This window comes from Heliomarina baculiformis (genome assembly GCF_019966545.1).
GTDB lineage: Bacteria > Pseudomonadota > Alphaproteobacteria > Rhodobacterales > Rhodobacteraceae > Heliomarina > Heliomarina baculiformis.
Genome location: NZ_JAIMIC010000007.1, coordinates 1 through 23,598, shown reverse-complemented (window position 1 = coordinate 23,598; position 23,598 = coordinate 1). Strand labels below are relative to the sequence as shown.

General features: G+C 60.8%; 21 protein-coding genes. 8 read left to right on the top strand and 13 right to left on the bottom strand.

Annotation, left to right across the window (positions count from 1 at the left end; translation table 11 throughout):
* Nucleotides 1-1,344 carry a S41 family peptidase gene (locus MF268_RS16395; RefSeq protein ID WP_238371950.1) on the top strand — a complete coding sequence of 448 codons (1,344 nt, stop codon included), beginning with the start codon at nucleotides 1-3 and terminating at the stop codon, nucleotides 1,342-1,344.
* A gap of 143 nt (nucleotides 1,345-1,487) precedes the next feature.
* Entirely contained in the window at nucleotides 1,488-2,672 is a 1,185-nt protein-coding gene (locus MF268_RS16390) for an oxidoreductase (protein WP_238371949.1), read from the top strand.
* Between the two features lie 48 nt (nucleotides 2,673-2,720).
* Here the strand turns inward: MF268_RS16390 and MF268_RS16385 are convergent, their stop codons facing one another.
* The 4 genes from MF268_RS16385 to ilvD form a co-directional block, all read right to left on the bottom strand.
* Nucleotides 2,721-3,092, bottom strand: a complete 372-nt coding sequence (locus MF268_RS16385) for a hypothetical protein (RefSeq protein WP_238371948.1) — start codon at nucleotides 3,090-3,092, stop codon at nucleotides 2,721-2,723.
* Nucleotides 3,093-3,101: 9 nt separating this feature from the next.
* Nucleotides 3,102-3,863, bottom strand: coding sequence for a DUF6478 family protein (locus tag MF268_RS16380; RefSeq protein WP_238371947.1), 762 nt, complete (start codon nucleotides 3,861-3,863; stop codon nucleotides 3,102-3,104).
* A 125-nt stretch (nucleotides 3,864-3,988) separates the two neighbouring features.
* Nucleotides 3,989-4,651: a hypothetical protein gene (locus MF268_RS16375; protein WP_238371946.1), complete on the bottom strand. Its 663-nt coding sequence runs from the start codon at nucleotides 4,649-4,651 to the stop codon at nucleotides 3,989-3,991.
* Entirely contained in the window at nucleotides 4,632-6,395 is a 1,764-nt protein-coding gene (ilvD, locus tag MF268_RS16370; RefSeq protein WP_238371945.1) for a dihydroxy-acid dehydratase, read from the bottom strand. The genes MF268_RS16375 and ilvD overlap by 20 nt, the downstream gene beginning before the upstream one ends.
* Nucleotides 6,396-6,580: 185 nt before the next feature.
* On the opposite strand from ilvD, the gene MF268_RS16365 reads away from it, so the two are divergent.
* The 4 genes from MF268_RS16365 to MF268_RS16350 all read left to right on the top strand — a co-directional run bounded on the left by MF268_RS16365 (nucleotide 6,581) and on the right by MF268_RS16350 (nucleotide 12,919).
* Nucleotides 6,581-9,694, top strand: coding sequence for an ABC transporter transmembrane domain-containing protein (locus MF268_RS16365; protein WP_238371944.1), 3,114 nt, complete (start codon nucleotides 6,581-6,583; stop codon nucleotides 9,692-9,694).
* A complete protein-coding gene (locus MF268_RS16360; protein ID WP_337926810.1) occupies nucleotides 9,681-10,586 on the top strand; it encodes a CPBP family intramembrane glutamic endopeptidase in 906 nt (301 codons plus the stop codon). The genes MF268_RS16365 and MF268_RS16360 overlap by 14 nt, the downstream gene beginning before the upstream one ends.
* Nucleotides 10,587-10,649: 63 nt before the next feature.
* A complete protein-coding gene (gene accD, locus MF268_RS16355) occupies nucleotides 10,650-11,642 on the top strand; it encodes an acetyl-CoA carboxylase, carboxyltransferase subunit beta (RefSeq protein WP_238371943.1) in 993 nt (330 codons plus the stop codon).
* Complete coding sequence (locus MF268_RS16350; RefSeq protein WP_238371942.1) at nucleotides 11,639-12,919, top strand: bifunctional folylpolyglutamate synthase/dihydrofolate synthase; 1,281 nt, start codon at nucleotides 11,639-11,641, stop codon at nucleotides 12,917-12,919. The genes accD and MF268_RS16350 overlap by 4 nt, the downstream gene beginning before the upstream one ends.
* Before the next feature lie 4 nt (nucleotides 12,920-12,923).
* Here the strand turns inward: MF268_RS16350 and MF268_RS16345 are convergent, their stop codons facing one another.
* On the bottom strand, nucleotides 12,924-14,057 hold the full coding sequence (locus tag MF268_RS16345) for a porin family protein (protein WP_238371941.1): 1,134 nt from the start codon (nucleotides 14,055-14,057) through the stop codon (nucleotides 12,924-12,926).
* 99 nt (nucleotides 14,058-14,156) lie between these two features.
* Nucleotides 14,157-15,215: a cell division protein ZapE gene (zapE, locus tag MF268_RS16340; protein WP_238371940.1), complete on the bottom strand. Its 1,059-nt coding sequence runs from the start codon at nucleotides 15,213-15,215 to the stop codon at nucleotides 14,157-14,159.
* 159 nt (nucleotides 15,216-15,374) lie between these two features.
* On the opposite strand from zapE, the gene MF268_RS16335 reads away from it, so the two are divergent.
* Nucleotides 15,375-16,616: an MFS transporter gene (locus MF268_RS16335; protein ID WP_238371939.1), complete on the top strand. Its 1,242-nt coding sequence runs from the start codon at nucleotides 15,375-15,377 to the stop codon at nucleotides 16,614-16,616.
* On the opposite strand, the gene MF268_RS16330 is transcribed toward MF268_RS16335, so the two are convergent.
* From MF268_RS16330 to mbfA, 6 genes are all read right to left on the bottom strand, one after another.
* Complete coding sequence (locus tag MF268_RS16330) at nucleotides 16,617-17,537, bottom strand: ornithine cyclodeaminase family protein (RefSeq protein ID WP_238371938.1); 921 nt, start codon at nucleotides 17,535-17,537, stop codon at nucleotides 16,617-16,619.
* Nucleotides 17,534-18,154 (bottom strand): HAD family hydrolase, encoded by a 621-nt coding sequence (locus MF268_RS16325; protein WP_238371937.1) that lies wholly within the window; start codon nucleotides 18,152-18,154, stop codon nucleotides 17,534-17,536. The genes MF268_RS16330 and MF268_RS16325 overlap by 4 nt, the downstream gene beginning before the upstream one ends.
* A 69-nt stretch (nucleotides 18,155-18,223) precedes the next feature.
* A complete protein-coding gene (locus MF268_RS16320; protein ID WP_238371936.1) occupies nucleotides 18,224-18,679 on the bottom strand; it encodes a YaiI/YqxD family protein in 456 nt (151 codons plus the stop codon).
* 5 nt (nucleotides 18,680-18,684) lie between these two features.
* Nucleotides 18,685-19,515 carry an S-formylglutathione hydrolase gene (gene fghA / locus MF268_RS16315; protein ID WP_238371935.1) on the bottom strand — a complete coding sequence of 277 codons (831 nt, stop codon included), beginning with the start codon at nucleotides 19,513-19,515 and terminating at the stop codon, nucleotides 18,685-18,687.
* Nucleotides 19,516-19,616: 101 nt separating this feature from the next.
* Nucleotides 19,617-20,543 (bottom strand): AEC family transporter, encoded by a 927-nt coding sequence (locus MF268_RS16310; RefSeq protein WP_238371934.1) that lies wholly within the window; start codon nucleotides 20,541-20,543, stop codon nucleotides 19,617-19,619.
* A gap of 82 nt (nucleotides 20,544-20,625) precedes the next feature.
* Nucleotides 20,626-21,600: an iron exporter MbfA gene (gene mbfA, locus MF268_RS16305; protein WP_238371933.1), complete on the bottom strand. Its 975-nt coding sequence runs from the start codon at nucleotides 21,598-21,600 to the stop codon at nucleotides 20,626-20,628.
* 133 nt (nucleotides 21,601-21,733) lie between these two features.
* Here mbfA and MF268_RS16300 point away from each other — a divergent pair, with 133 nt between their 5' ends.
* Nucleotides 21,734-22,354, top strand: coding sequence for a TetR/AcrR family transcriptional regulator (locus MF268_RS16300; RefSeq protein WP_238371932.1), 621 nt, complete (start codon nucleotides 21,734-21,736; stop codon nucleotides 22,352-22,354).
* A gap of 71 nt (nucleotides 22,355-22,425) precedes the next feature.
* Here MF268_RS16300 and MF268_RS16295 read toward each other — a convergent pair whose 3' ends face one another.
* Complete coding sequence (locus tag MF268_RS16295; protein ID WP_238371931.1) at nucleotides 22,426-23,157, bottom strand: NYN domain-containing protein; 732 nt, start codon at nucleotides 23,155-23,157, stop codon at nucleotides 22,426-22,428.
* Nucleotides 23,158-23,598: the final 441 nt, after the last annotated feature.

Genomic DNA, 23,598 nt, shown 5'->3' with positions numbered 1-23,598 from the left:
ATGAAGAAATTCGTGATGGCCGCTCTTGGCGGCACATTGGCAGGTATCATCGCCACAACGCAGGTCGCCGGTCCGCTGGTTGCTCAAGAAAATTCCCGGAATGCAAATGTTTACGAGCAGCTTGACCTGTTCGGAGACATTTTCGAACGGATCCGTGCGCAATACGTGGAAAAGGTCGATGAATCCGAACTGATCGAAGCGGCGATCAACGGGATGCTGACCTCACTTGACCCGCATTCCAGCTATCTCTCGCCCGAGGACGCCACCGCGATGCGGGTCCAGACCCGTGGCGAATTCGGTGGTCTCGGTATCGAGGTCACGCAGGAAGAAGGTTTCGTCAAGGTCGTCTCGCCGATCGACGGCACGCCTGCTGACGATGCAGGCATCGAATCGGGCGACTTCATCACCCATGTGGATGGCGAATCCGTTCTTGGCCTGACGCTCGACAAGGCGGTCGAGATGATGCGCGGCCCAGTTGGGTCGGAAATCATCATCACCGTGGTTCGGGAAGGCGAAGACGAACCCTTTGACGTCTCGATCATCCGCGATACGATCAAGCTGACCGCCGTGCGCACCCGCACCGAAGGTCAGACCGTCGTGCTGCGTGTCACGACCTTCAACGATCAGACCACGCCCAATCTTGAAGCGGGCATGAAGGAACAGATCGAACTGGCCGGTGGCATGGAGAATGTGAACGGCTTCGTGCTCGATCTGCGCAACAACCCCGGCGGCCTGCTGAATCAGGCGATCAACGTGTCGGATTCCTTCCTTGAATCTGGGGAAATCGTCAGCACACGTGGCCGCAACCCCGAAGACGGCGAGCGCTTCAACGCGACGCCCGGCGACTTGGCCGAGGGCAAACCGATTGTCGTTCTGATCAACGGCGGTTCGGCATCGGCGTCGGAAATCGTCGCGGGCGCGCTGCAGGATCACCGCCGGGCCATCGTTGTCGGCACGAAATCCTTCGGCAAGGGCTCGGTGCAGACGGTCATGCCCCTGCGCGGCGACGGTGCGATGCGCCTGACCACGGCCCGCTATTACACGCCGTCGGGTCGCTCGATTCAGGCGCTGGGCGTCTCCCCCGACATCGTCGTGGAACAGCCGCGCCGGGCACCCGAAACCGAGGAAGAGGACGAACCCAAAAGCGCAGTGAACCGCTCGCGCTCCGAAGCCGACTTGCGCGGCCGTCTGAACAACGACAGCCTGTCCGAGGATGAGATCCGCCAGATCGAGGAAGACCGCGCCAAGGCCGAAGCATCGGCAAAGCTGCGCGAAGAGGATTACCAGCTCGCTTATGCGATCGATATTCTCAAGGGTCTTTCGGCCATCGAACACAAGGAATGACCTTGTGTAAAAGTTCAGGAATCGGGCGGCCTTGGCCGCCCGTTTTCGTTTGAGGTACCTTCCTGACTGGCCAGAGGTTGTGATGTGCTGGCCGTCTTGTTTGTGTCGGGATCGAAACTCTGCACGACAACAAGGAATGCCGCATGTCCCCTCCTTCGCTTTTCGATCCGCTCGAACTGCCCTGCGGAACCGTGCTCAGGAACCGGATCGTGAAATCGGCGATGTCGGATTCCCTCGGCGACGGGCAGGGCAATCCAACAGCGGAACAGATGCGTCTCTACCAGCGCTGGGCCGAGGGCGGCGTGGCCGCGACGATCATCGGCGAAGTGCAGGGGCGGCCGGATACCGCCGAAAAGCCGGGAAACCTCGTTCTGAGTGCCGACAGCCCGAAACCGCTGTTTGGTGACCTCGCGATGTACGGGGGGTGTACAGGTTGTGTACCGTTTGTGCAGCTCGGTCACGCTGGTGCTATGGCCTATCCGCCCATTTCCCGACCGGTGGGACCAAGCGCGCTGGATCTGCCCGGCGTGCAGTGTGAGGCGCTGACGGTCGATGAAATCCTCGCCCTGCCGGAGGCCTTTGCCGCGACCGCGCGACTGGCCCGCGATATGGGCTTTGGCGGGGTGCAGATCCATGCGGCGCATGGCTTTCTGCTCAGCCAGTTTCTCTCGCCGCTGTTCAACAAGCGCACCGATAATTGGGGAGGTGTGCTGGAAAACCGCATGCGGCTGCTGATGGATACGATCACGGCAACGCGGCATGCGGTCGGGCCGGATTTCCCGATTGCGGTCAAGCTGAACGCCACCGACCAGTTGCAGGGCGGCCTGACCGAGGCAGAGTCTATCCGGATTGTCTCAACGCTCGACACAACCAGCGTCGACCTGATCGACATCAGCGGTGGCACCTATTTTCCGGGCGCTGCTTCTGCATCGGACGCCAAGCCGGGGCAGCCCTATTTCATCGAGTTTTCGCGCCGCGCCAAGCAGGCCACGGCTATCCCGATCATGCTGACCGGCGGCATCAAGACCCGCGCTCAGGCGCTGCACGTGCTGGAAAGCGGGGCCGCAGACGTGGTGGGAATGGCCCGCGCCCTCGTGCTTGATCCCGATCTGCCGCTGCACTGGCAAGAGGCAGGCAATGACCCGGTTTTCCCACGTTTCGCGGACACTCCCGAAGGTGGTGTAACCGCTTGGTTTACCGAACAGATCGCCGCCTTGGGCCGATGTGGAAAGCTGGACCCGGACCTTGGTGTTCACGAAGCGCTTGCTAGCTATACCAACCGGGACGAGGCGCGTATCCCGCTATGGAACGCTGCCTTTACGCAGTAAAAGCGCTCAAATAACCGACATCGGTCGGTCATCCGATGACGGGTCGCCTTACGAGGTTTCGCGACAATGGTGGCGAAAGGCCCGCTTGAGCATATCCAGCTCGGCCCGCAGCAGTTCAACCTGTCCACGCAGATCCGCTGCCCCGATATCGCCCGCGATGAACGCGAAATCGCCAAGCTTGGTGCCTTCGATCTTGTCGGTGATGACAAAGCAATGAACCCCGTCGGCCACCGCTTCCATCGGAATCGGGATCTGCACAGCCCAGGTGTCTTTGGTTCCCGACTTACTGACCTGCACGCCGGTCAGTGGCCGGTCGCGGTACGTAACATGCAACTGCGGCGTCACATCATGCGGGGCGGCCAATTCGCCCTCCCAAATGCCGTCGCGCATTCGGATCTTGGTCAGGGGCTGTTCACTCATCCCATTCTCCTAAATGGCTGCACGGCGATACCGGGCAAAGGTCAGGTCTTTCAGCACAATCTGGTTCATCGCCGGTTCGTCAAGGATCAGGTCAAGCCAGATCTTCTCGATCCGGTTCTCGTTGATCTTGCCGTAGGCAAGGTCGAACTCGACCATGACCGACTTGTCCTGTTTTGGCAGTTCCCGCACCAGTTGCTCGGTATTCGGACCGTGGCGAATGTTGAGTCTTGCGAAGATGTCGATCGGGTTCTCGGTCTCGATGATCGCATCCATCCGGACGAGATGCGATTTCGTCAGGCCCTTGGCGAGTGCCGGCGGCATGTCGATCACCAAGGATAGGAACGTGCCGTCAAAGTGAAACACGTCCATCCGCAGCCCAAAGGGAGCAAGGTCGCCTTCGCGGGTATTGCGTACCTGGCGCAGGCTCAACTCCGAGAGGGGGCAGTCGTGGAACAGCGTGACCTCTTCGCCGAGCGCGGTCTTGCTTGGCATCGCGGCCACGCCCGACTTGGCCAGAGGACCGCGCCATAGGTCAGGCCGCCATGACCAGTCGGTGCCATGCGGTCGCGGGAAGGATGTGGACCCGATGTGCGGCAGCGCAAGCCTCCCATCGGCCACGTGGATCAACTGGCTGATCTGCGCGCGAAGTTGGCGGGCATAGCCGCGTTGTTCGCGCAGGACGGGAAGCGGCGTCTCGGATGCGGCGCGCGCCGCACGCCGCCAGCGTCTCAGGACCCGTTTCTGGAACAGCCGGTCGAGTATCCCGCTCATCGTTCTCCCTGCCGCGGGCCCGCGGCATTCTTTCCAAGTGAAACCGTTGGGCCATCTAACAAAAGCGGAAAGTTCAGGGGAACCGACAATTGCGCCCGCTAGCCCATATCGCCGGGAATTTGCGTCTAATTTGACTCAGTTTCGTTAGGGCTGGGCGTGCGCGAATTGGCAACGGTGCGCGGCAGGCTGGATTTACGGGTTCGGCTGACAAGGTCGGTAACGATCCCTGCCCCCGGTTTCCCAAGTGCTTCGCTGCCATCGGGCGCGTAAAGGCCGATACTGACCAGGTGATCGTTCAGCACAAACGCACCGCGCCAGTGGACCGGGCTGACGCCATCTAGCGGGGGGTACTTGTCGCTTAAGCGTACCAGGGCCAGCCCGTCGCGCTTGTGGTTATCCAGCACCCGCGAGGTATCTGCCGCGCGTGCAAGGTCATGCCGGGTCGGGGCGGGGGCGCCCTTGCCATGAGCGGCGGTCGTCACGGTTATGATCGCAAGATCGTAGCCGTTGAAATAGCCCCGGACGCCGACGGTATCGCAGCGGGCCAACATCGCGAAACCGGTGCGCCCAAGGCGGCGAACGGTGCGTCGGTCAATGCAATAGCCATCAGGTGCTGTGAGGATGACATTGCCATCGGCAAGTTCGACCTTCGCCATTCGCGCATGACCGGAGGATTCCGCGGGCTCGTTCATTCCGGACGCGAAGGGCAGCCCGGTCGCCTGATCGCAACCGGTCACGAGTAGTGCGGCGAAGATCGCCGAACAGGCTTTATAGATCCATGTAGACATGTTTCTCCGCCTTGCCGCCCGGATGGGTGACAGCGCCTTTGTGGGTCGCGCCGACCAGCTGGGCATATTTCCACAACGCGCCCGAGGCATAGATCGTTTCACGCGGGCCTTTCCAGTCTGCCTTGCGTTGCGCCAGTTCCTCGTCGCTCAGATCGACCGATATTTCACCTTTAACGGCGTCGATGGTGATCATGTCGCCGTTGCGGACAAGCGCGATGGGCCCGCCATGGGCAGCCTCGGGGCCGACATGTCCGACGCAGAAGCCGCGGGTCGCGCCCGAGAACCGACCATCGGTGATCAGTGCGATCTTCTTTCCCATACCCTGTCCGGACAAGGCCGCCGTGGTGGCGAGCATTTCGCGCATGCCGGGGCCGCCTGCGGGGCCTTCGTTGCGGATAACGATGACTTCGCCCTCGGTGTAGTCGCGCTTTTGCACGGCCTCGAAAGCCTCTTCCTCGCATTCAAAGACATGCGCCGGGCCAGTGAAGACCTGATCTTCGGCCGCGATGCCCGCGACCTTTACGATGGCGCCTTCGGGAGCAAGGTTGCCCCTGAGCCCGACAACGCCGCCGGTCTTGGTGATCGGCGTTGCGACCGGATGGATCACCTTGCCGTCGGCCTCGCGGGTTACACGGTCGAGTTCTTCGCCAATGCTGCGGCCGCTGGCGGTCATGCAGTCCTCGTGGATCAACCCGGCCTTGCGCAATTCCTTGAGCACGACAGGCACGCCACCGGCCTCGTATAGATCCTTGGCAACGTAGTCGCCGCCCGGCTTGAGGTTCACGAAATAAGGCGTGTCGCGAAAAATATCGCAGACATCCATGAGGTCGAAATCAATGCCGGCCTCATGGGCGATGGCGGGCAGGTGCAATCCGCCATTGGTCGAGCCGCCGGTGCAGGCAACCACGCGGGCCGCGTTTTCAAGGGATTGGCGCGTTACGACGTCCCGGGCGCGGATGTTCTTTTCCAGCAGGTTCATGACCGCCTGACCAGAAGCCTCGCCATACTGGTCACGGGATTCATAAGGCGCGGGCATGCCAGAAGAATTGAACAGCGCCAGCCCGATCGCCTCGGATACGCAGGCCATCGTGTTCGCGGTAAACTGACCGCCACAGGCCCCGGCAGAGGGGCAGGCAACGCGTTCAAGCACATCCAGCGCTGCGTCCGAAAGGGTGCCGTTCTGGTGGCGGCCCACCGCCTCGAACATGTCCTGCACCGTCAGATCACGGCTTGCGAAATCTTCAGGGACGTCGGCACCCACCGGCGCCTTGCCCGGCAGGATCGACCCGCCATAGATGAACACCGACGGCACGTTCAGACGTACCATCGCCATCATCATGCCGGGCAAAGATTTGTCGCACCCGGCCAGACCGACAAGCGCGTCATAGCAATGGCCCCGCATGGTCAGTTCAACCGTGTCGGCAATCGCCTCACGCGAGGCGAGAGAGGAGCGCATGCCCTCATGGCCCATCGCGATGCCATCGGTGACGGTGATCGTGGTGAATTCGCGCGGCGTTCCGGCGGCAGCCTTTACGCCCATCTTGACCGACTGGGCCTGTCGGTTCAGCGCGATGTTACAGGGCGCGGCCTCGTTCCAGCAGGTTGCAACGCCAACCAGCGGCTGGTGAATTTCGGTATCGCTAACGCCCATCGCATACATGTAGGATCGGTGCGGCGCGCGCTCCGGTCCTTCGGTTACATGGCGGCTGGGTAGTTTCGACTTGTCAAAAGGTCGATTCAGCATGGCTTTGCTCCCCGGATTCGTTGCAATTCCGCAATAAAGCGCTGTTTCGCTCTCTACAAGTATCTAGCGATCTGTGCATCAATGCACCTTGTTTTCAAACCTGCAATGATTAGCCTTACGTGCCTGCTGCAGAAATTTTATTTCGGCATTTTCGGCACACCCTCGGCACGAACGGAAGGACGGGCATGGACCGTACCCTGTTTTCTTTCATCTGGAAGCATTCCAAGCGCCAGCAGATACTCCTGCTGTTTTTCACGCTGGTTTCCTTTCCCTTCCTTTATGCCTCGCTGGAACTGCCCAAGCGGATCATCAACGATGCAATCGGCGCACCCAGCGGCACAGTCGAGGCCTTCGGTCTGACCATGACGCAGGTCGAATACCTGCTGTTGCTCTGTTTTGCCTTCCTTGCCGCCGTCCTTTTGAGCGGCATGATGAAGATGCGCATCAACACCATGAAAGGTGTCTTGTCCGAACGGATGCTGCGGCGGCTGCGATACCAGCTGATTTCGCGCATGATGCGCTTTCCGGTGCCATATTTCCGCACCACCAGTCAGGGCGAACTGGTGTCGATGATCACCTCCGAGGCGGAACCGATGGGCGGGCTGATGGGCGACGCGGTCGCACAGCCTGCCTTTCAGTTCGGCCAGATGATGACGATCCTGATCTTCCTGTTTGCCCAGAGCATCTGGTTCGGCCTTGCTTCTGTCGCGCTGATCCCGCTTCAGGCATGGCTGATCCCGCGCCTGCAACGTCAGATCAACCTGCTGAACAAGGACCGGATTCAGGAAATCCGCGCCTTCAGTTCCGAGATCGGCGAAACCGCCGCCGGGATCAGTGACCTGCGCGCGAATGGCGGCTGGCGTTATCGGCTTGCCCAGTTCACCGACCGGCTGGGGCGGTTGTTCGATATCCGCTTTCAGATCTACCAAAAGAAATTCTTTATGAAGTTCCTGAACAACATGATCGGGCATCTCACGCCGTTTTTCTTTTATTCCGTAGGTGGTTATCTAGCGATTCAGGGCGATATTACCGTCGGCGCCCTGGTGGCTGGTCTTGCGGCCTACAAGGATCTGAGCGCGCCGTGGAAAGAGCTTTTGACCTATTATAACCAGGTTCAGGATATGTCGCTGCGCTGGAAGGTCGTGACAGAACGCTTTGCCCCGAAAAACATGATCGCCCCCGAGCTCTTCGACGGTGAGCCGGACATGATTCCGCATCTGAACGGCGATATAGAATTCCACAAGGTCTCGGTTCAGGACGAAGACGGTAATGCCGTGCTCGAAGACGTGAGCCTAACAATCCCTGCCGGCGGTCGTGTCGCAATCCAAAGTACCGGAGAAAACGAGAGGGCTGCCATAGCCCGGCTTCTGACCCGCGAGATCACGCCAACCCGTGGCTGGATCACCGTGTCCGGCTATCCGCTCGAGTCTCTGCACCAGTCGATCATCGCGACGCGTATCGGTTATGCACATTCACGGCCTTACATTTTCGAGGGTACGCTGGCCGATAACCTGTTGATGCCGCTTCGGATCAAACCGCAGTCGGTGATATGGGATCCGCAGGGCAAAGACCGCAAGCTGAGCGAAGCACAGCGGTCGGGGAACAGCACCGATCCGCTTGATGTGAAGTGGATCGATCCCGATTTGGCCGGGCTTTCGAACGCGACCGAAATCCGGGACTGGTGGTTCCAGTTGCTCGAGGCAATGGGGATTGATGAGCAGATGTTCCGCCGCACCCTGCGCACCACCTTCGATCCCGAGATTCACAAGAATCTCGCAGCGGATATCGTGGCCCTGCGCCCCGAAATCGCCGAAAGGCTGCGGGCCAGAGGGCTAAGCGACGTTGTCTACCGGTTCGACCCGGATGCGTTTAACCCGGCGATGCCGCTGGGCGGCAACCTGTTCTTTGCGACGCCAACACAGGACATCCCGCCGGAGAAACTGGCGCGAAATCCGCGTTTCGTCGAAATGCTGCGAGAAGAAAGGCTCGACGGCGAAGCTTTGAATGTCGCGCAGGCGGTTATCGAGACTCTGCGCCAGACCTTCGGACTCGACGGCACCGATCACCCGCTATTCCGCCGTCTTGGCATCAGCGACGAAGTCTACGCGCGCCTGAATGACATCGCGATAAAGCGCGCTGCACGGGGCAATGGTGCTCTGTCGGCCGAGGAAAGGGCGCTGATGCTGACTGTTCCCTTCCTGCTCACGGCCGAGCAGATCGGCCCGAGCTTTCCCGATCAGTACAAGCAGGAAATCCTCGAAATCCGTCGCGCCAAGGTCGACGAGTTGCGCAATTACGTCAGCGATCTCTTTGAACCGATCCGGGCCGACACCTATATGCAAAGACTGACGGTCATCGAGAACGCGATCTTTGGCAGGGTCTCGATCATGGCAGGGGCCAAGGCCGATGCCGTCGAAGAGGTGGTGGCCGAAGTGATGAGTGAGCATGACATGCGCAAACGCGCCGCGGCGATCATCTACGACATGCACATCGGGCTGGGCGGTGCGAACCTGCCGACCCTGCTTCAGGAACGATCGGCCTTTACCCGCGCTGCCATCAAACGTCCGGATATCCTGTTGATGGATCACGCGCTGGCGAGCCACGATTCCGAAAGCCGGGCGCAGACAAGAGCCAAGCTGCGCGATCTTCTGCCTAATACCACCATCCTGTTTCTCGAAGACCGGTTCGAGAACCCGGGCGAGTATGACTTTTTCGTCGAGATCGTGGATGGTAGGGTCGCCGGGACCGATTGCTCGGGCCAGAAAAAGATGTCGGAAAAGGCAACGGCCGATCTTCAGCGCAAGATCAGGGCGCTTGCCAAAACCGAACTCTTTGCAAAACTCAGCCCGCGCAACCTGCGGCTGCTGGCCTTTTCGGCCAAGTGGTACGAGGCTGACACCGAGCAGGTTGTCTTTTCTACCGGCGAGAAACCCGATGCCGCCTATCTCTGCCTGTCCGGTCAGGCCGAATTGCGCTGGCCCCATGGGGATGCGGATACACCGCCGCTTACTGTGATCAATCCCGGGCGTCTCATCGGCGACCTGTCGGTGATAACTGGACAGGTGCGCCAGACGGATCTCGTCGCGACGGAGCCAAGCATGTTTCTGCGGATCGGGGCCGAGGAATTCCGCACGGTCATCGAAACGGATCCGTCGGTGGCGGTACAATTGCTTGAAACCATGGGTGGGCACCTGAGTTCTGCCGCCAGTCGCCTGCGTGCGCAAAACCTCGACAACGACCAGATGTCATCGATGACCAGCTTCAGCACCAAGAGCTACGGCGGACATGCGGATGCCTGAAGGCGCCTATCGCCCGCACGAGAACCTCGTCGCAACGGCCCGCGAAAAACCGCAGATCTGGCGGCTTTTGCTAGGTTTGATCGTCGCGGGCTTTGTCACGTTTTTCGCAGGGTTCGCGATGCGGACCGTTCTTGGCGTGGTCTCGCCGGACTTCCAGCGCGAGTTGCTCAATCCCGCCAACGGTGAAGGCAACACGCCACTGACCCTGCTTTTGCTGCTGTTCAGCTTTGGTTTCGTGATCCTTGGCATTTTCGTCGCGGCCCGGCTGGTGCAGCAAAGATCGCCCCTGTCGATGATCGGGCCGCTGCCACTGGCGATCCGGCAATTCCTGCGGGTTGCGGTGCTGGTCGTCATGCTTGGCATTCTGGTGATGATCCTGCCGCCCTATGACATGGGCGAACCGCTGGAGTCCAACCTGCCGGTTGGTATTTGGCTGGCGCTGTTGCCGATTTCGCTGCTGGCGGTGCTGACACAGGTCGCAAGCGAGGAAATCCTGTTTCGCGGCTATATCCAGCAGTCGCTCGCGGCGCGGTTCCGCTCTCCGCTCGTATGGATGGTAGTGCCGGCGATTCTCTTTGGTATCGGCCACTATGTCCCGGCACAGGCAGGGGCGAATGCGGCCCTCATCGCGGTCTGGGCTTTTGGTTTCGGTGTCATGGCTGCGGACATAACGGCGCGGGCCGGAACGCTGGGACCGGCGATTGCGCTGCACATGATAAACAATGTCACCGCCATCCTGATCGTGTCTGTGCCGGATTCGCTCAGCGGTCTGGCCCTTGCCACGACACCGTTCAGCCTGTCTGAAACGGAAAACCTGCGCAGTTGGATGCTCGTCGACTTTGGCTTTATCGTCGTCAGCTGGCTTGCCGCGCGGCTTGCCATTCGCCGCTGATTGCAATTCACCGGGGCGGGGCTTATCTGGGGGCCACGACCTCGCCAGCAAAAGGCCGACTGCATGAACTGGATTACCAACTACGTCCGCCCGCGGATAAATTCGATCTTTTCGCGCCGGGAAACGCCCGAGAATCTTTGGCAGAAATGCGACGAATGTGGCACCATGCTGTTCCATCGCGAGCTGACGGAAAACCTTAACGTCTGCACCAATTGCGGTCACCACATGAACATCACGCCGCGCGACCGGTTCAAGGCGTTGTTCGATGGCGGCGTGTTCAATGAGGTGAAAGTTCCCGAACCGCTGGCCGATCCACTGCAATTTCGCGACCAGAAACGCTATCCCGACCGTATGCGCACCGCGCAGAAGACCACTGGCGAAAAAGAGGCGATGCTGGTCGCTTCGGGTGAAATCGGACGTACCCCGATCATCGCCGCCGCGCAGGACTTTTCCTTTATGGGCGGGTCGATGGGTATGTACGTCGGCAACGCGATCCTTGCCGCCGCAGAAGAGGCGGTTAAGCTCAAGCGCCCGTTGATCCTGTTCTCGGCAGCCGGCGGCGCGCGCATGCAGGAAGGCATCCTGAGCCTGATGCAAATGCCGCGCACCACGGTTGCGGTCCAGATGCTGAAAGAGGCGGGTCTTCCCTATATCGTCGTGTTGACCCACCCGACCACGGGCGGTGTGACGGCGTCTTACGCGATGCTGGGCGATGTGCATATCGCCGAACCCAACGCGCTGATCTGTTTCGCAGGGCCGCGCGTAATTGAGCAAACCATCCGCGAAAAGCTGCCCGATGGGTTCCAGCGTGCGGAATACCTGCTGGATCATGGCATGCTCGACCGTGTGACCCCGCGCACCGAGATGCGTGAAGAACTGATCACCATCACCCGGATGCTGCTTGGCATGCCGCCTGCCGTGCGCGGTGATCTTCCGGCCCCGGAAAAGACGGAAAAAGTCGACCCGGTCGCTGCCGCAACCGCACCTGTTGCCGAACCCGGTGCATCCGCGGCGAAGCCTGCACCGGCGCCGACGCCGCAAAAACCGCTCAAATGACCACGGCAGGTTCCGACGTCATCCTGCAACGGATGATGGCGCTGCACCCGAAGATCATCGATCTGACGCTGGACCGGGTCTGGCGTCTGCTCGGTGCGCTGGGCAATCCGGAACGGTCACTGCCGCCAGTGATCCATGTCGCGGGGACCAATGGCAAGGGATCGACCCTTGCGATGATCCGTGCCGGGATCGAGGGCGCGGGCCAGAGCGCCCATGTCTATACCTCACCGCATCTTGCCCGGTTTCACGAACGCATCCGCCTGGCCGGGGATCTGATCTCCGAAGAGGAACTGAAGAAGGTTCTCGATGAATGCTATCGGGCCAATGGCGATGGCGCGATCACCTATTTCGAGATTACGACCTGCGCCGCGCTGCTGGCCTTTGCCCGGTCGCAGGCGGATTACACCCTGCTCGAAGTCGGGCTTGGTGGGCGTCTCGACGCGACCAATGTCATCGAAAAGCCTGCGCTTTGCGTGATCACGCCCGTTTCCGTCGACCACCAGCAGTTCCTTGGCGAAACCTTGGAAGAGATCGCTTTTGAAAAGGCGGGTATCCTAAAGCGTGGCGTAACCTGTGTGGTCGGTCCGCAAGAGGACGCGGCGCTTGAGGTGATCGAACGGCAGGCGGCCCGGGTCGGCGCGCCACTGCTGGTTCACGGCCAGCATTGGCACGTGCAGGAAGAACGCGGGCGGCTTGTTTACACCGATGACACCGGTCTGCGTGACCTGTCCCTTCCAAATCTGCCGGGGGCGCATCAGATCGACAACGCCGGGGCTGCCTTGGCCGCGCTGCGATATCTTGACCTTGGCGATGCCGCTTATGAGGCTGCCGTGAGCCGGGCAGAATGGCCCGCCAGGATGCAACGCCTGAGCAAGGGACCGCTTGCGGATCAGGCACCAGAGGCCGAGCTCTGGCTTGACGGAGGCCATAACCCCGCCGCCGGTATCGCGCTGGCACGGGTGCTGGCGGGTCTGCCCAAGCGTCCGACGCATTTGATCTGCGGGATGCTCAACACCAAGGACATCACCGGCTACCTGCGCCCGCTGGCGGCAGAGGTCGAAAGCCTGACCGCGATTTCCATCCCCGGCGAGGCGAATACCCTGCCAGCCGAACAGACCGCGCAGGCCGCGACCGATGTCGGAATGTCTTCGAGTTGCGCGGAATCGGTCGAGACCGCGCTTGCCTCGATTCTCGACCGGGAACCCCATGCCCGGGTGCTGATCTGTGGCTCGCTTTATCTGGCCGGTGCTGTTCTGCGCGACGGAAACGCGTCCTGACCGCTCAGAACTTGAAGCGGGCACCTGCGAAAAAGGCGGTCACGTCCTCGAAACCGGTCGTGCCCGCGTCCTCCATCGCGTAACGCCGCAAAAGCACGAATGCTTCAATCCCATAGCGGTCGATGTCCTGAACTACGGCAACCCCGACTGACTGCGACTCGGAATTGGTGAACAGCAGATCCCGCCCGGCATAATAATCGACGGACAGACGTGTTTCGCCCAAGATGAACCAGTCCTTCCGGTACCCGAGCTTGAGGTAATCGTAGGACCCCGCCGAGCCCCGCTGCTGCGCGCCGGTGGCCAGCGTCACGCTGATACCCGAAGGTTTATGCCAGGCCGATGCCGAGGCAAGCAGCGCTTCGGACACGGCGCCAGCCGGTGTCTCGATCCGCCCGTAGCCCACCGCGACACTGGTTTCGATCTCTCCAAAAGCACCGCTGTGGCGGACGGAAAAGTCGCTGTAGGTGTTGTCGTCGTTCGGATTTACGACCTCTTTGCCAAGCGCCGCACCGATGCTGAAGCCCCGATATTCTGGCGTGTCATAGCGAATCCGCAGCCGCCGCCCGCCGTCAAAGTTCCGAAACACGCCGGATACGATGATAGGGGTCAAGGTGCCGGACTGGTCGCGAAAGCTATAGCCGCCCCCTGCGCCGCTGACAAAGGAATAGGCCGCAAGGCTGGTACCGGAAAAGTCGATCTCGGCAACCCCATCTGTGGCCATGCTGCCCTGTCCGATTGCATAATGCCCCAGCGGACCTTGGTATTTCACCTCGAGAAACCGCAGCGTCCGCCTTCCGAGAATGGAATCCGTCGGAACGCTGGTCTGGCCGATCTGCGATGAGCCCCGCGTGCCCAACGCGGTCTCAAAGGTAAAGCTGACGATACCGGTGCCGATGTCACGCTCGCCGGTGATGCCGATGCGGGTGCCGGAATTTCCATTGTCCACAAGGGCCTGATCTGTTTCGAAACCATCGTCGATGGACATGAACCCGCCAGAGATCTGTCCGTAAAGCTTCCAGCTTACGCCCAGCGGTCCCTCAAACTCAGTCCAGCCCCGCAGCGACTGGGCGCAGGCTGGGCCAGCCATCGCGAGGCCCGCAAAAGCCAGAGCCTTCCAGATACCGGATCGGTCGAACATCCTGCAGCCCCCTCACGCGGATGCACCGCCTGACGTGGTGACAACTTGGGGTGGTGCGTCGAATATACATCCCACCCCGAGTAGGGTGAATACGCCGTATCAGCGTGCCCAGTCCTCGGCCTGCATTTCGCGCAGTCGTGAGGCTGTTCGCTCGAATTCGAACTTTCCTTCGCCTTCGAGGTAGAGCCATTCAGGTTCCGCCGCGGCAGAAGCGATCAACCGGACCCGTGCTTCGTACAGCGCGTCGATCAGGGTCACGAAGCGTTTGGCCTCGTTGAAATTGGATCGCGACAGGGTGGGGATGTTTTCCAGTACCAGCACCCGGACGGCCTCGGCGATGGCAAGGTAATCCGCCGGTCCAAGCTGTTTGCCGCAAAGGTCGTAAAAGCTCGCCCGCGCCACGCCGTTGCGAAAGGCGGGCAGGGTGACTTCGCGTTTCTGCACGACAAGGGTCAGCGGTTCCGCCGGTCCGCCCGTCAGATCCTCCCATACAGCCTGAATCGCGGCGCGGCTTTCGGCGTTGATGGGCGTGAAATAGACCTGCGAGCCTTGCAGCCTGTCCTGGCGGTAATCGCGCGGGCTGGCCAGTTCCTTGACGACCATCTTGTCCTTGATGATCTCGATAAAGGGCAGGAAGAGCTGCCTGTTCAGCCCATTCTGGTAGAGATCGTCCGGCACCCGGTTTGATGTTGTGACGACAACGACGCCCCTGTCGAAAAGCGCCTCGAACAGCCGTCCCACTATCATAGCATCGGTGATGTCGGTGATCTGCATTTCGTCGAAGGCCAGCACGCGGGTCGACTCCACCACCTTGGCGACCACGGGTTTCAGCGCGTCTTCGGTGTTGGCCTTGCGGGCATCGTGCATCCCGGCGTGGATTTCCTGCATGAAGGCATGGAAATGCACCCGCCGCGCGGGGATGTCGTCAAGGCTTTCAACGAAAAGATCCATCAGCATGGACTTGCCGCGCCCGACGCCACCCCAAAGGTACAGCCCCTTTGGCGGTTCCGGCGCCTTGCGGAACAGACCGCGCTTGGCAGGCTGATCCAGAGCCTCCCGGATACGTTCGAATTCCTCCAGAACGCCCTCTTGTCCGGGGTCTGCCTGCAAGTCGCCAGCTTTAACGCGGGCATCGTAGATTTCTTTGATGCTGCTCATGCCCCGCGTTTATAGGGCGCGCATGCGCTTGGAAAGAGTCAAGCGGGCCTGCGACTTACCGATCGATCCGTCACGGTGATGAACAATGCAACAATTTCTGATTTGATGTTCCGCGCGTCATGGCTAAAAACGGGGCTTGTCCGGCAGAAAGAACCCGCCATGCCCAGATCCGCCCCTCTTCTTACGCCGGTCCTCATCACCGGCTGCCTGATCATCCTGCTCAGCTTTGCGGTCAGATCCTCTTTCGGCGTGTTCCAGATTCCGATTGCCGAGGAATTCGGCTGGCTGCGGACCGAATTTTCGCTGGCAATCGCGATCCAGAACCTCGCCTGGGGCATCGGACAGCCGATTTTTGGCGCCATCGCGGAAAAGATCGGGGACCGCAAGGCGATCCTGATCGGCGCGCTGATCTATGCGGCGGGTATGGTTCTGTCGGCGGGATCGACCTCGCCGATCGAGCATCAGCTTTATGCATGGCTGGTCGGGTTCGGCATTGCGGGTACCGGGTTCGGCGTGATCCTTGCGGTCGTTGGGCGCGCCGCCTCGGATGAGAATCGATCCATGTCGCTGGCCATTGTGTCGGCGGCGGGCAGCGGTGGCCAGATCGTCGGCGCACCGGTGGCGGAATGGATGCTCGGGTTCCTGACCTGGCAAAGCACCTTCCTCGTCTTTGCCGCGGTCATGGTCGCATCGATCCTGCTTTTGCCCTTCATGCGGGCACCGGTCAGCGCCGGAAAGGCCGAGCTGGAAGAGAGCATGGGCACGGTGGTCCTGCGCGCCTTTCGCGACCCGTCTTTCGCGATGATCTTTATGGGTTTCTTTTCCTGCGGCTACCAGCTTGGCTTTGTCACCGCCCATTTCCCGGCCTTCGTGACCGAGCTGTGCGGGCCGATCCTGCCGGGCGGGGTGCTCCATTCGGTCGGGGTCACCACGACCTCGGCGCTGGGCGCGGTGTCGCTGTCGCTGATCGGGGCGGCCAATGTGGCCGGGACGCTGCTTGCCGGTTGGCTTGGGCAGCGGTATTCTAAGAAATACCTGCTGGCGGCGATCTATACGGGGCGGACCATCGCGGCAGGGCTGTTCATCATCATGCCGATCACACCCATAACCGTCATCCTGTTTTCAATCGTCATGGGCTCGCTCTGGCTGGCCACTGTGCCGCTGACCTCGGGTCTGGTCGCGCATATCTACGGTCTACGCTACATGGGCACGCTTTACGGGTTCGTCTTTCTAAGCCACCAGCTTGGCAGTTTTCTCGGTGTCTGGCTTGGCGGGCGGCTTTACGACGTCTACGGCGATTACACGCTTGTCTGGTGGATCGGTGTCGGCATCGGGGCGTTCAGCGCGATCATCCACCTCCCGGTGCGGGAAAAGCCGCTGGCCCGGCCGCTGACAGCCTGATCAGGCCTGCGACGCGATCCAGCGGTCAAGGATGTGGCGGCTGGTCATCAGGTCCAGATGCGCACCGCCGCCGTTCTTGAACAGGGTGATGTCTTTGTCAGTGCCCCGTTCGAACCGGTCGATGCTGTAGAAATCGGCCAGAACCTGTTCGCGCTTCAGTGCTCCCTCTGCCAGCGGGATCTTGAATTCGCCGATATGGTCCAGCGTGGTGTCGAAGCTGTCGGCGTAGATCCGGGCGCGTTGCAGCGCCGCGTCGTCGGTCTCGCGCATATCCGGGCGGTAGGCGCCTATCAGGTTGAGATGCTGGCCGGGACGCAGCCATTCGCCCCGGATCACCGGGCTGGTGGCCATCGTGGCGGTGACGATGATATCGGCAGTCTCCACGGCAGACGGCAGGTCCTCGGCCACGTCGACCCCGTCAAGATTGCGGGCCAGTTCTTCGGCCTTGCTCGTGGTCCGGTTCCAGAGCACTTGCTTTGCATTGGGGAATCCAGCGCCAAAAGCCTCGCAGAGCGACCGCCCGACGGTGCCAGCGCCAACGATCAGAATGTTCCTGCTGTCGGCGCGGGCAAGTTTCATCGCGCCAAGCAGGCTGTCCCCGGCGGTTTTCCACTTGGTCACAAGGTGAAAATCGACAATCGCGTCAAGCGTCCCATCGCCATCGGCATAGAGGCTGACGCCGCCATTGACGACCGGTTTGCCCTGATCGGGATTGTCCGGGAACACGGTCGCCGATTTGACCGCGATGCCGAGGCCGTCGATCCACGCGGCGCGCGATAAGAGCGTATCCTTGCCACGGTAGAGGAAGGTATCGCCGATCTCGGCCTTGGGCAGCTTGTGTCCTTCCTTGAGTGCCTGCGTGAAAGAAACCCAGTCAAGCAATGCCTCGCCCTGATCGAAGGTGATGAATGGCGTGTTCATGCGGCTTCCTCCCGGCTCAGCAGTCCGGTTTCGACGAGCTTGTCCGCCCAGCCCTCGGGACCGGTGAAAAGGTGAGTCTGCCAGCCGCGCGAATTGGCGACCCGGATATTGTCTTCGCGGTCGTCGGTGAACAGCAGCGCTTCGGGGGCGACGCCGCAATCCTGTTCCACCATCGCGTAGATTTGCGGTTCGGGTTTCACCGTCTTCATATGTCCGGAAATGTAGGGGCGGTCGAATTCCAGCAGGAAGGGGTAATGCGACGCGGCAAGGTCAAAGCTCTGGATGCCGAAATTCGTGAGCGAGAATACAGGAATACCCTTGCCACGCAGGGCTTGCATCAGGCGGACGGAATGATCGATCACCGGTGCTGCCATCTCGATCCAGCGATCGTGCCACATGCGGATCTCCGCGCGCCAGTCGGGGTTCGCCTCTGCGGTTGCATAGACGGTTTCGGTAAAATGGTGGCCGCGATCCACGTCGTTGTTCATTTCATGCAGATCGACGGAGCCGAACAGGGCGCGTCGCCGTTCCTCACCGATTTCGCTGTCGTAGAAGCGCTCCGGTTGCCATTCGATCAGAACGTTGCCGATATCGAATATCACGGCCTCTGGTTTCATTCCTGCCGACTCCCTAAGGCGCCAAAAAATCTTGAAGATTTTCGACATTTTTTCAAAAAATTGGCCGCGTCAGGGACGGCCGGCGGCCCGGACTTCGCGTTCGAGCGCATCCAGAAAACGGGAGCGGTCGGCCTTTGTAAAGCCTTTCCCGCTGCCGCCCGCGCCCAGCGGGTTCGCGGCACGCATATCCGCCATCAGATCGCGCATCGCCAGTTGCTGGCCGATATTCGCCTCGGTGAAGGCTTCACCATTATGGCGCAGCACCCGGGCGCCCGCTGCGACGCATTTGGCTGCCAGCGGGATATCTCCGGTCACGACCACGTCGCCCTTACCGCAGCGCTCCGCGATCCACATGTCGGCCTCGTCCGCACCGCTGGCGACGATCACGTTTTCCACCAGCGGATTCTGCGAGGGGCGCAGACCGCCGTTGGAAACCACGAACATTTTCAGCCGATGGCGCGTCGCTACACGTTCCGCCTCTGCCTTGACCGGGCAGGCATCCGCGTCGATGTAGATCGCGCTCATCGGGCTCAGGCCCAGAGCGCGTTGGCGTGAAAGGTCACGTGGTCTTCCATGAAGGTGGACACGAAAAAGTAGCTGTGATCATACCCCGGCTGCAGGCGCATGATGATCTGCTGGCGTCGCTTGGCTGCGGCAGCGGCAAGGGTTTCGGGACGCAGCAGGTCGATGAACTGGTCATTCGCGCCCTGATCGATGAGGACCGGGCCATCAAAGCCTTTTTCCGCCATCAGCAAAGAGGCGTCATGCGCTTCCCATGTGGTGGCGTCGTCCCCCAGGTAGGCCGAGAGTTGCTTGCGTCCCCAGTCGGCGCCCGTGGGGTTCGAGATTGGCGCAAAGGCGGAGACGGATTTGTAGCGATCCGGATAGGTCATCGCGAGGGTCAACGCCCCGTGCCCGCCCATGGAATGGCCAGTGATAGACTGACGCTCGGGGTCGATGGAAAAGTTCCGCTCGAGCAGGGTCGGCAGTTCTTCTGCCACGTAATCCCACATCCGGTAATGCGGGGCCCAGGGGTCACGCGTGGCGTTCACGTAGAAACCGGCGCCCTTGCCCAGATCATAGGCGTCGTCATCTGCCACGTCGTCGCCCCTTGGCGAGGTGTCGGGAAAGACCAGACCGATACCCTGTTCCGCCGCCCAAGCCTGGGCACCGGCCTTGGTCATGGCGTTTTCATGGGTGCATGTCAGCCCGGAGAGGTACCAGAGCAGCGGCACGGGGCCGTCCCGCGCTTCTTCGGGGAGGAAGAGGCCGAAGGTCATGTCGCAGGCGCAACTGGTCGAGCGATGGGTGTAGACGCCCTGAACGCCTCCGAAACAGGTATTTTCCGAAACTGTTTCCATTTGTCTTCTCCTGATTGGACGTCACCGCATCGCTAGCTGTCCTTGGCGCGGGGGTAAAGGGCGGGAGCCTCCGGCGGGGATATTTTAAGACCCAAAGAAGATCAGCCTTGTACCCACGAAATGACCAGCGGCACACTGAGGATGCTGAGGGCCGTGGAGAACAGGATTGCAGCAGAGACCCTATGCGGGGCGATTCCATAGTGCTGGGCGAGCATGAAGACATTGCCGGCGACCGGCAGGGCTGCAGCCGAGATGACCGTCGTTGCCGAGAACCTGTCGATGGGAAACAGCAGCAGGACGCCGATGCCGACGAAGAGCGGGTGCAGCACAAGCTTACAGCAAGTGAGCCATGCGGCGATCCGGATACGCTCGGCTGATTTTCCGGCCAGCGAGGCTCCGATGGCGAAGAGCGCGCCGGGAGTCGCGGCGCCGCCGAGGATATTCAGAAAATCGTTGAAAGGCAGCGGGATCGGCATCTTGAGCGCGGACCAGATCAGACCTGCCGAGATCGACAGGATCATCGGGTTGCGCAGCAGTCCCATGCCAATCGTCTTGAGGATGGCCGGGCTCATCCGGCGATCGCGGGCGCTGTGGATGATGATGACGATCAGGCTGGAAAAGACGATCAGGTCGGTCGCGAGAACCAGCACCAATGGGCCGATGGCTTCCTCGCCGAAGAGCATCACGAACATGGGCAGGCCCAGAAAGCCCGTGTTGCCGATCACGGCGCATTGCGCCTCGATCGCGGCGGTCTGGACGTCGACCCTTCGCACCAGGGCTACGGTGGTCGCGATGGCGTAAACCACCGCGCAGCCGAAAAGATAGCCCGCGATCAGGCGGCCGTCGAAGACCTCGGCGAAATCGAGATTTGCGGCAAAACGGAAGAGCATCGCAGAGAGTGCGAAGTAAAAGACGAAACGGGTTATGTAGGCGGTCGCTTCGGCGCTGAAAAATTGGATGCGGGCCGCCCAGAAGCCAAGGCCGATGATTGCGAAGAACGGCAGGGTACGCAGGAATATTTCAACCATGAAGACGGCTTATCGGCATGGCTCGCGTGCTGCAAGCGGTCATGCGTGGCGCGACGACTGAGGCTGGCGCGGGAGGCGAATTCTACCCGCTGCCGATCAGGATGCCGGCAGCCAGCACCAGAGCCCCGCCAAGCACCACCTGAAAGGCCGCCCGGAAGAAAGGCGTTTCCATGTATCGGTTCTGGATCCAGGCGATGGCCCAGAGTTCGACAAAGACCACGGCAAATGCGATCAGGGTGGCCGTCCAGAAATGCGGGATCAAATAGGGCAGGGCATGGCCGAGCCCGCCGACCGTCGTCATTATACCCGAGGCAATGCCGCGTTTCATTGGAGAGCCCCGCCCGGACAGTTCGCCATCGTCCGAGGCTGCTTCTGTGAAACCCATGGAAATGCCTGCCCCAACCGACGCTGCCACGCCGACGAGGAAAGTGGTCCAGGGATCCTGGGTGGCAAAGGCGGTGGCAAAGATGGGGGCGAGGGTCGACACCGAACCGTCCATCAGCCCGGCGAGACCCGGCTGAACCCAGGTCAACAGGAACTGTCGGTGGGCGGTGGCATCTTCCTCGGACCGCGCGTCGCCGTTGAGGTGCTCCTCGGCTAGATCGGCGGCGATGGTCTGGTGGCCGGCTTCGGCGGCGGCGAGATCGCCCAGCAGCTTGCGGGTGCTGGCGTCGCTCACGTGGCGCATGGCATTGAGGTAGAACTGCTCGGCTTCGTGTTCCATGGCATCGGCCTCGGCACGGATACGGTCGATCCCGAGGTTCTCGACTAGCCAGACCGGTCGCCGGTTGTAGTACCCGGCCACGTGTTCACGGCGGATCAGGGGCACGGTCGGTCCGAAACGGCTCTGGTGCAGGTCCAGCAGGCGGGCGCGATGATTGTCTTCTTCAGCGGCCATGCCGTCAAAAACAGCCGCGCTCGCCGGATAATCGGCGCGCAGCGACTCGGCGTAGCCACGATAGATGCGGGCGTCGTCTTCTTCCGAGGAAATCGCAAGCGCGATGATTTCCTGTTCGGTCAAGTCCTTGAATCTCTTGCGTTGCGTAAGGAATCGCATCTTGTTACCCAGTGAATTAGAATGGTTCTAAATATGGCTTGTTCGAAAGGAATTGCAAGCTGCGAACGACAGGAGTTGTTGGAAGTGAACCAATCAGTTTACACTTGCATATTCCCCACGCCGAAAGCCCGCCATGACCCATTCCGCCGATATCGTTCGCACCGGTCGAAAATTCGAACAGGTCCTTGAGGGCGCGCGCGAGATCTTTATGGCCGAAGGATTCGAAGGGGCCAGTGTGGATGAGATCGCCAAGGCGGCGGGGGTTTCGAAAGCAACGCTTTACAGCTATTTCCCGGACAAACGGTTGCTTTTTGTCGAGGTGGTGCGGGCGCAATGTGACCGCATGGCGGACCGGGCCATCGAGCTGATCTCGGAATGCGCCCCGCCACGTCAGATCCTGACCGTTGCTGCCGGTCACATCGTGCGATTTCTTTTGTCGGATTTCGCGCAGCGAATTTTCCGGATCTGCGTGGCCGAGCGCGACAGGTTCCCTGAACTGGGGCAGTCCTTTTATGCCAACGGGCCGCAGATGGGAAAGGCCCGGCTGGCCGAATACCTGAGCGACGCCGTGACGCGCGGCGAATTACGTATCGAGGACATCGAGCTTGCTGCCGAGCAGTTTCAGGAGCTGTGCAAGACGCGGCTCTGGCTGCGGGCCGCCTTCGGGATTCAAGAGGTTTTTAGCGAAGCCGAAATCGATTATGTGATCGATAACGCGGTGGAAACCTTCATGGCGCGCTACGGGGCGAAATAGCCGAAAATCGCTGTGCACAACCCGTACAGCACCTGTAAACCTCCTTTATGACAAACATGCACCAGCCGAGGTCAGTCGATGCGGCGCACCACCAGCTGGTTGCCTTCGCCGCGACGGGTTTCAAACCGTTTCATTTCCTTCACCAGATCGCTCAGCTTTTTCTTGCCGTAGCTGCGGGTGTCGAAATCCGGGTTCGAGGCGGTGATGTACTGGCCGATCTGGCCAAGGGAAAACCACTCTTCTTCCTGATCTATGGCGTCCATCGCCCGGATAACCAGTTTTGAGGGATCTTCCAGTTCGGCGGGCGCCTCGCTGTCATCATTGGCCTTTTCGGGTCGGGGTTTGGATTTGATCGGATCGTTGACGAGATTCTCCACATAAATGAACCGCTTGCATGCCTTCACAAAGGCAGCGGGCGTTTTTCGCATGCCCATGCCATAGACATCCAGCCCCTGTTCCCGGATACGGCTTGCCAGCCGGGTGAAATCGCTGTCCGAGGAGATCAGGACGAACCCGTCGAACCGGCCCGAATGCAGGATATCCATCGCGTCGATCACCAGCGCGATGTCGCTCGCATTCTTGCCGGTGGTATTGGCGAATTGTTGATGCGGCACGATGGCAAGCGTTGCCAACTTGTCCTTGCTCCAGCCCTGCGGCCCGCCCCCGGCGAAATCGCCATATATCCGGCGGATGCTGGCCTCCCCCAGCGAGGCGATCTCTTCGAACATGGCCTCGGCGAACTTGGCCGAGATATTGTCGGCGTCGATCAGTACGGCGAGCAGTTTGCGGTTGGCGTCGGGCATGGTGGTATTTTCCTTCTCGTCCGGTCGGGACTTGAGCCCGCCCTTTGCGCGGCTTGCCGGTTACCCCGCTGACATAGCCCGGATTGCTCCGTGTTCCAAGGATGGCCTTGCCACGGCTATCTTCGGGTCTGGGCGAAAATACAACGGTTGCGAGCGGGTTTTCACACGCTGATGACAATGCACCCGAGTACGTATGGCCATCAAAAGAGCGCCATCGATCAGGGTCACAATAAAGTGCCCGGATTGTCTAACTGGGGAAAAGATATTTAAGGCGTCGCGTACGCACCCGGAGGCGAGCGCTATTGTGATAGGCACCGGCTCACGCGGCCGGTGCCTGTTTTCTTCAGACCCTTGCGATCAGAATTCCACCACGGCCCTGATGGACTTGCCCTCGTGCATGAGGTCGAAGCCCTTGTTGATGTCTTCGAGCTTGAGCTTGTG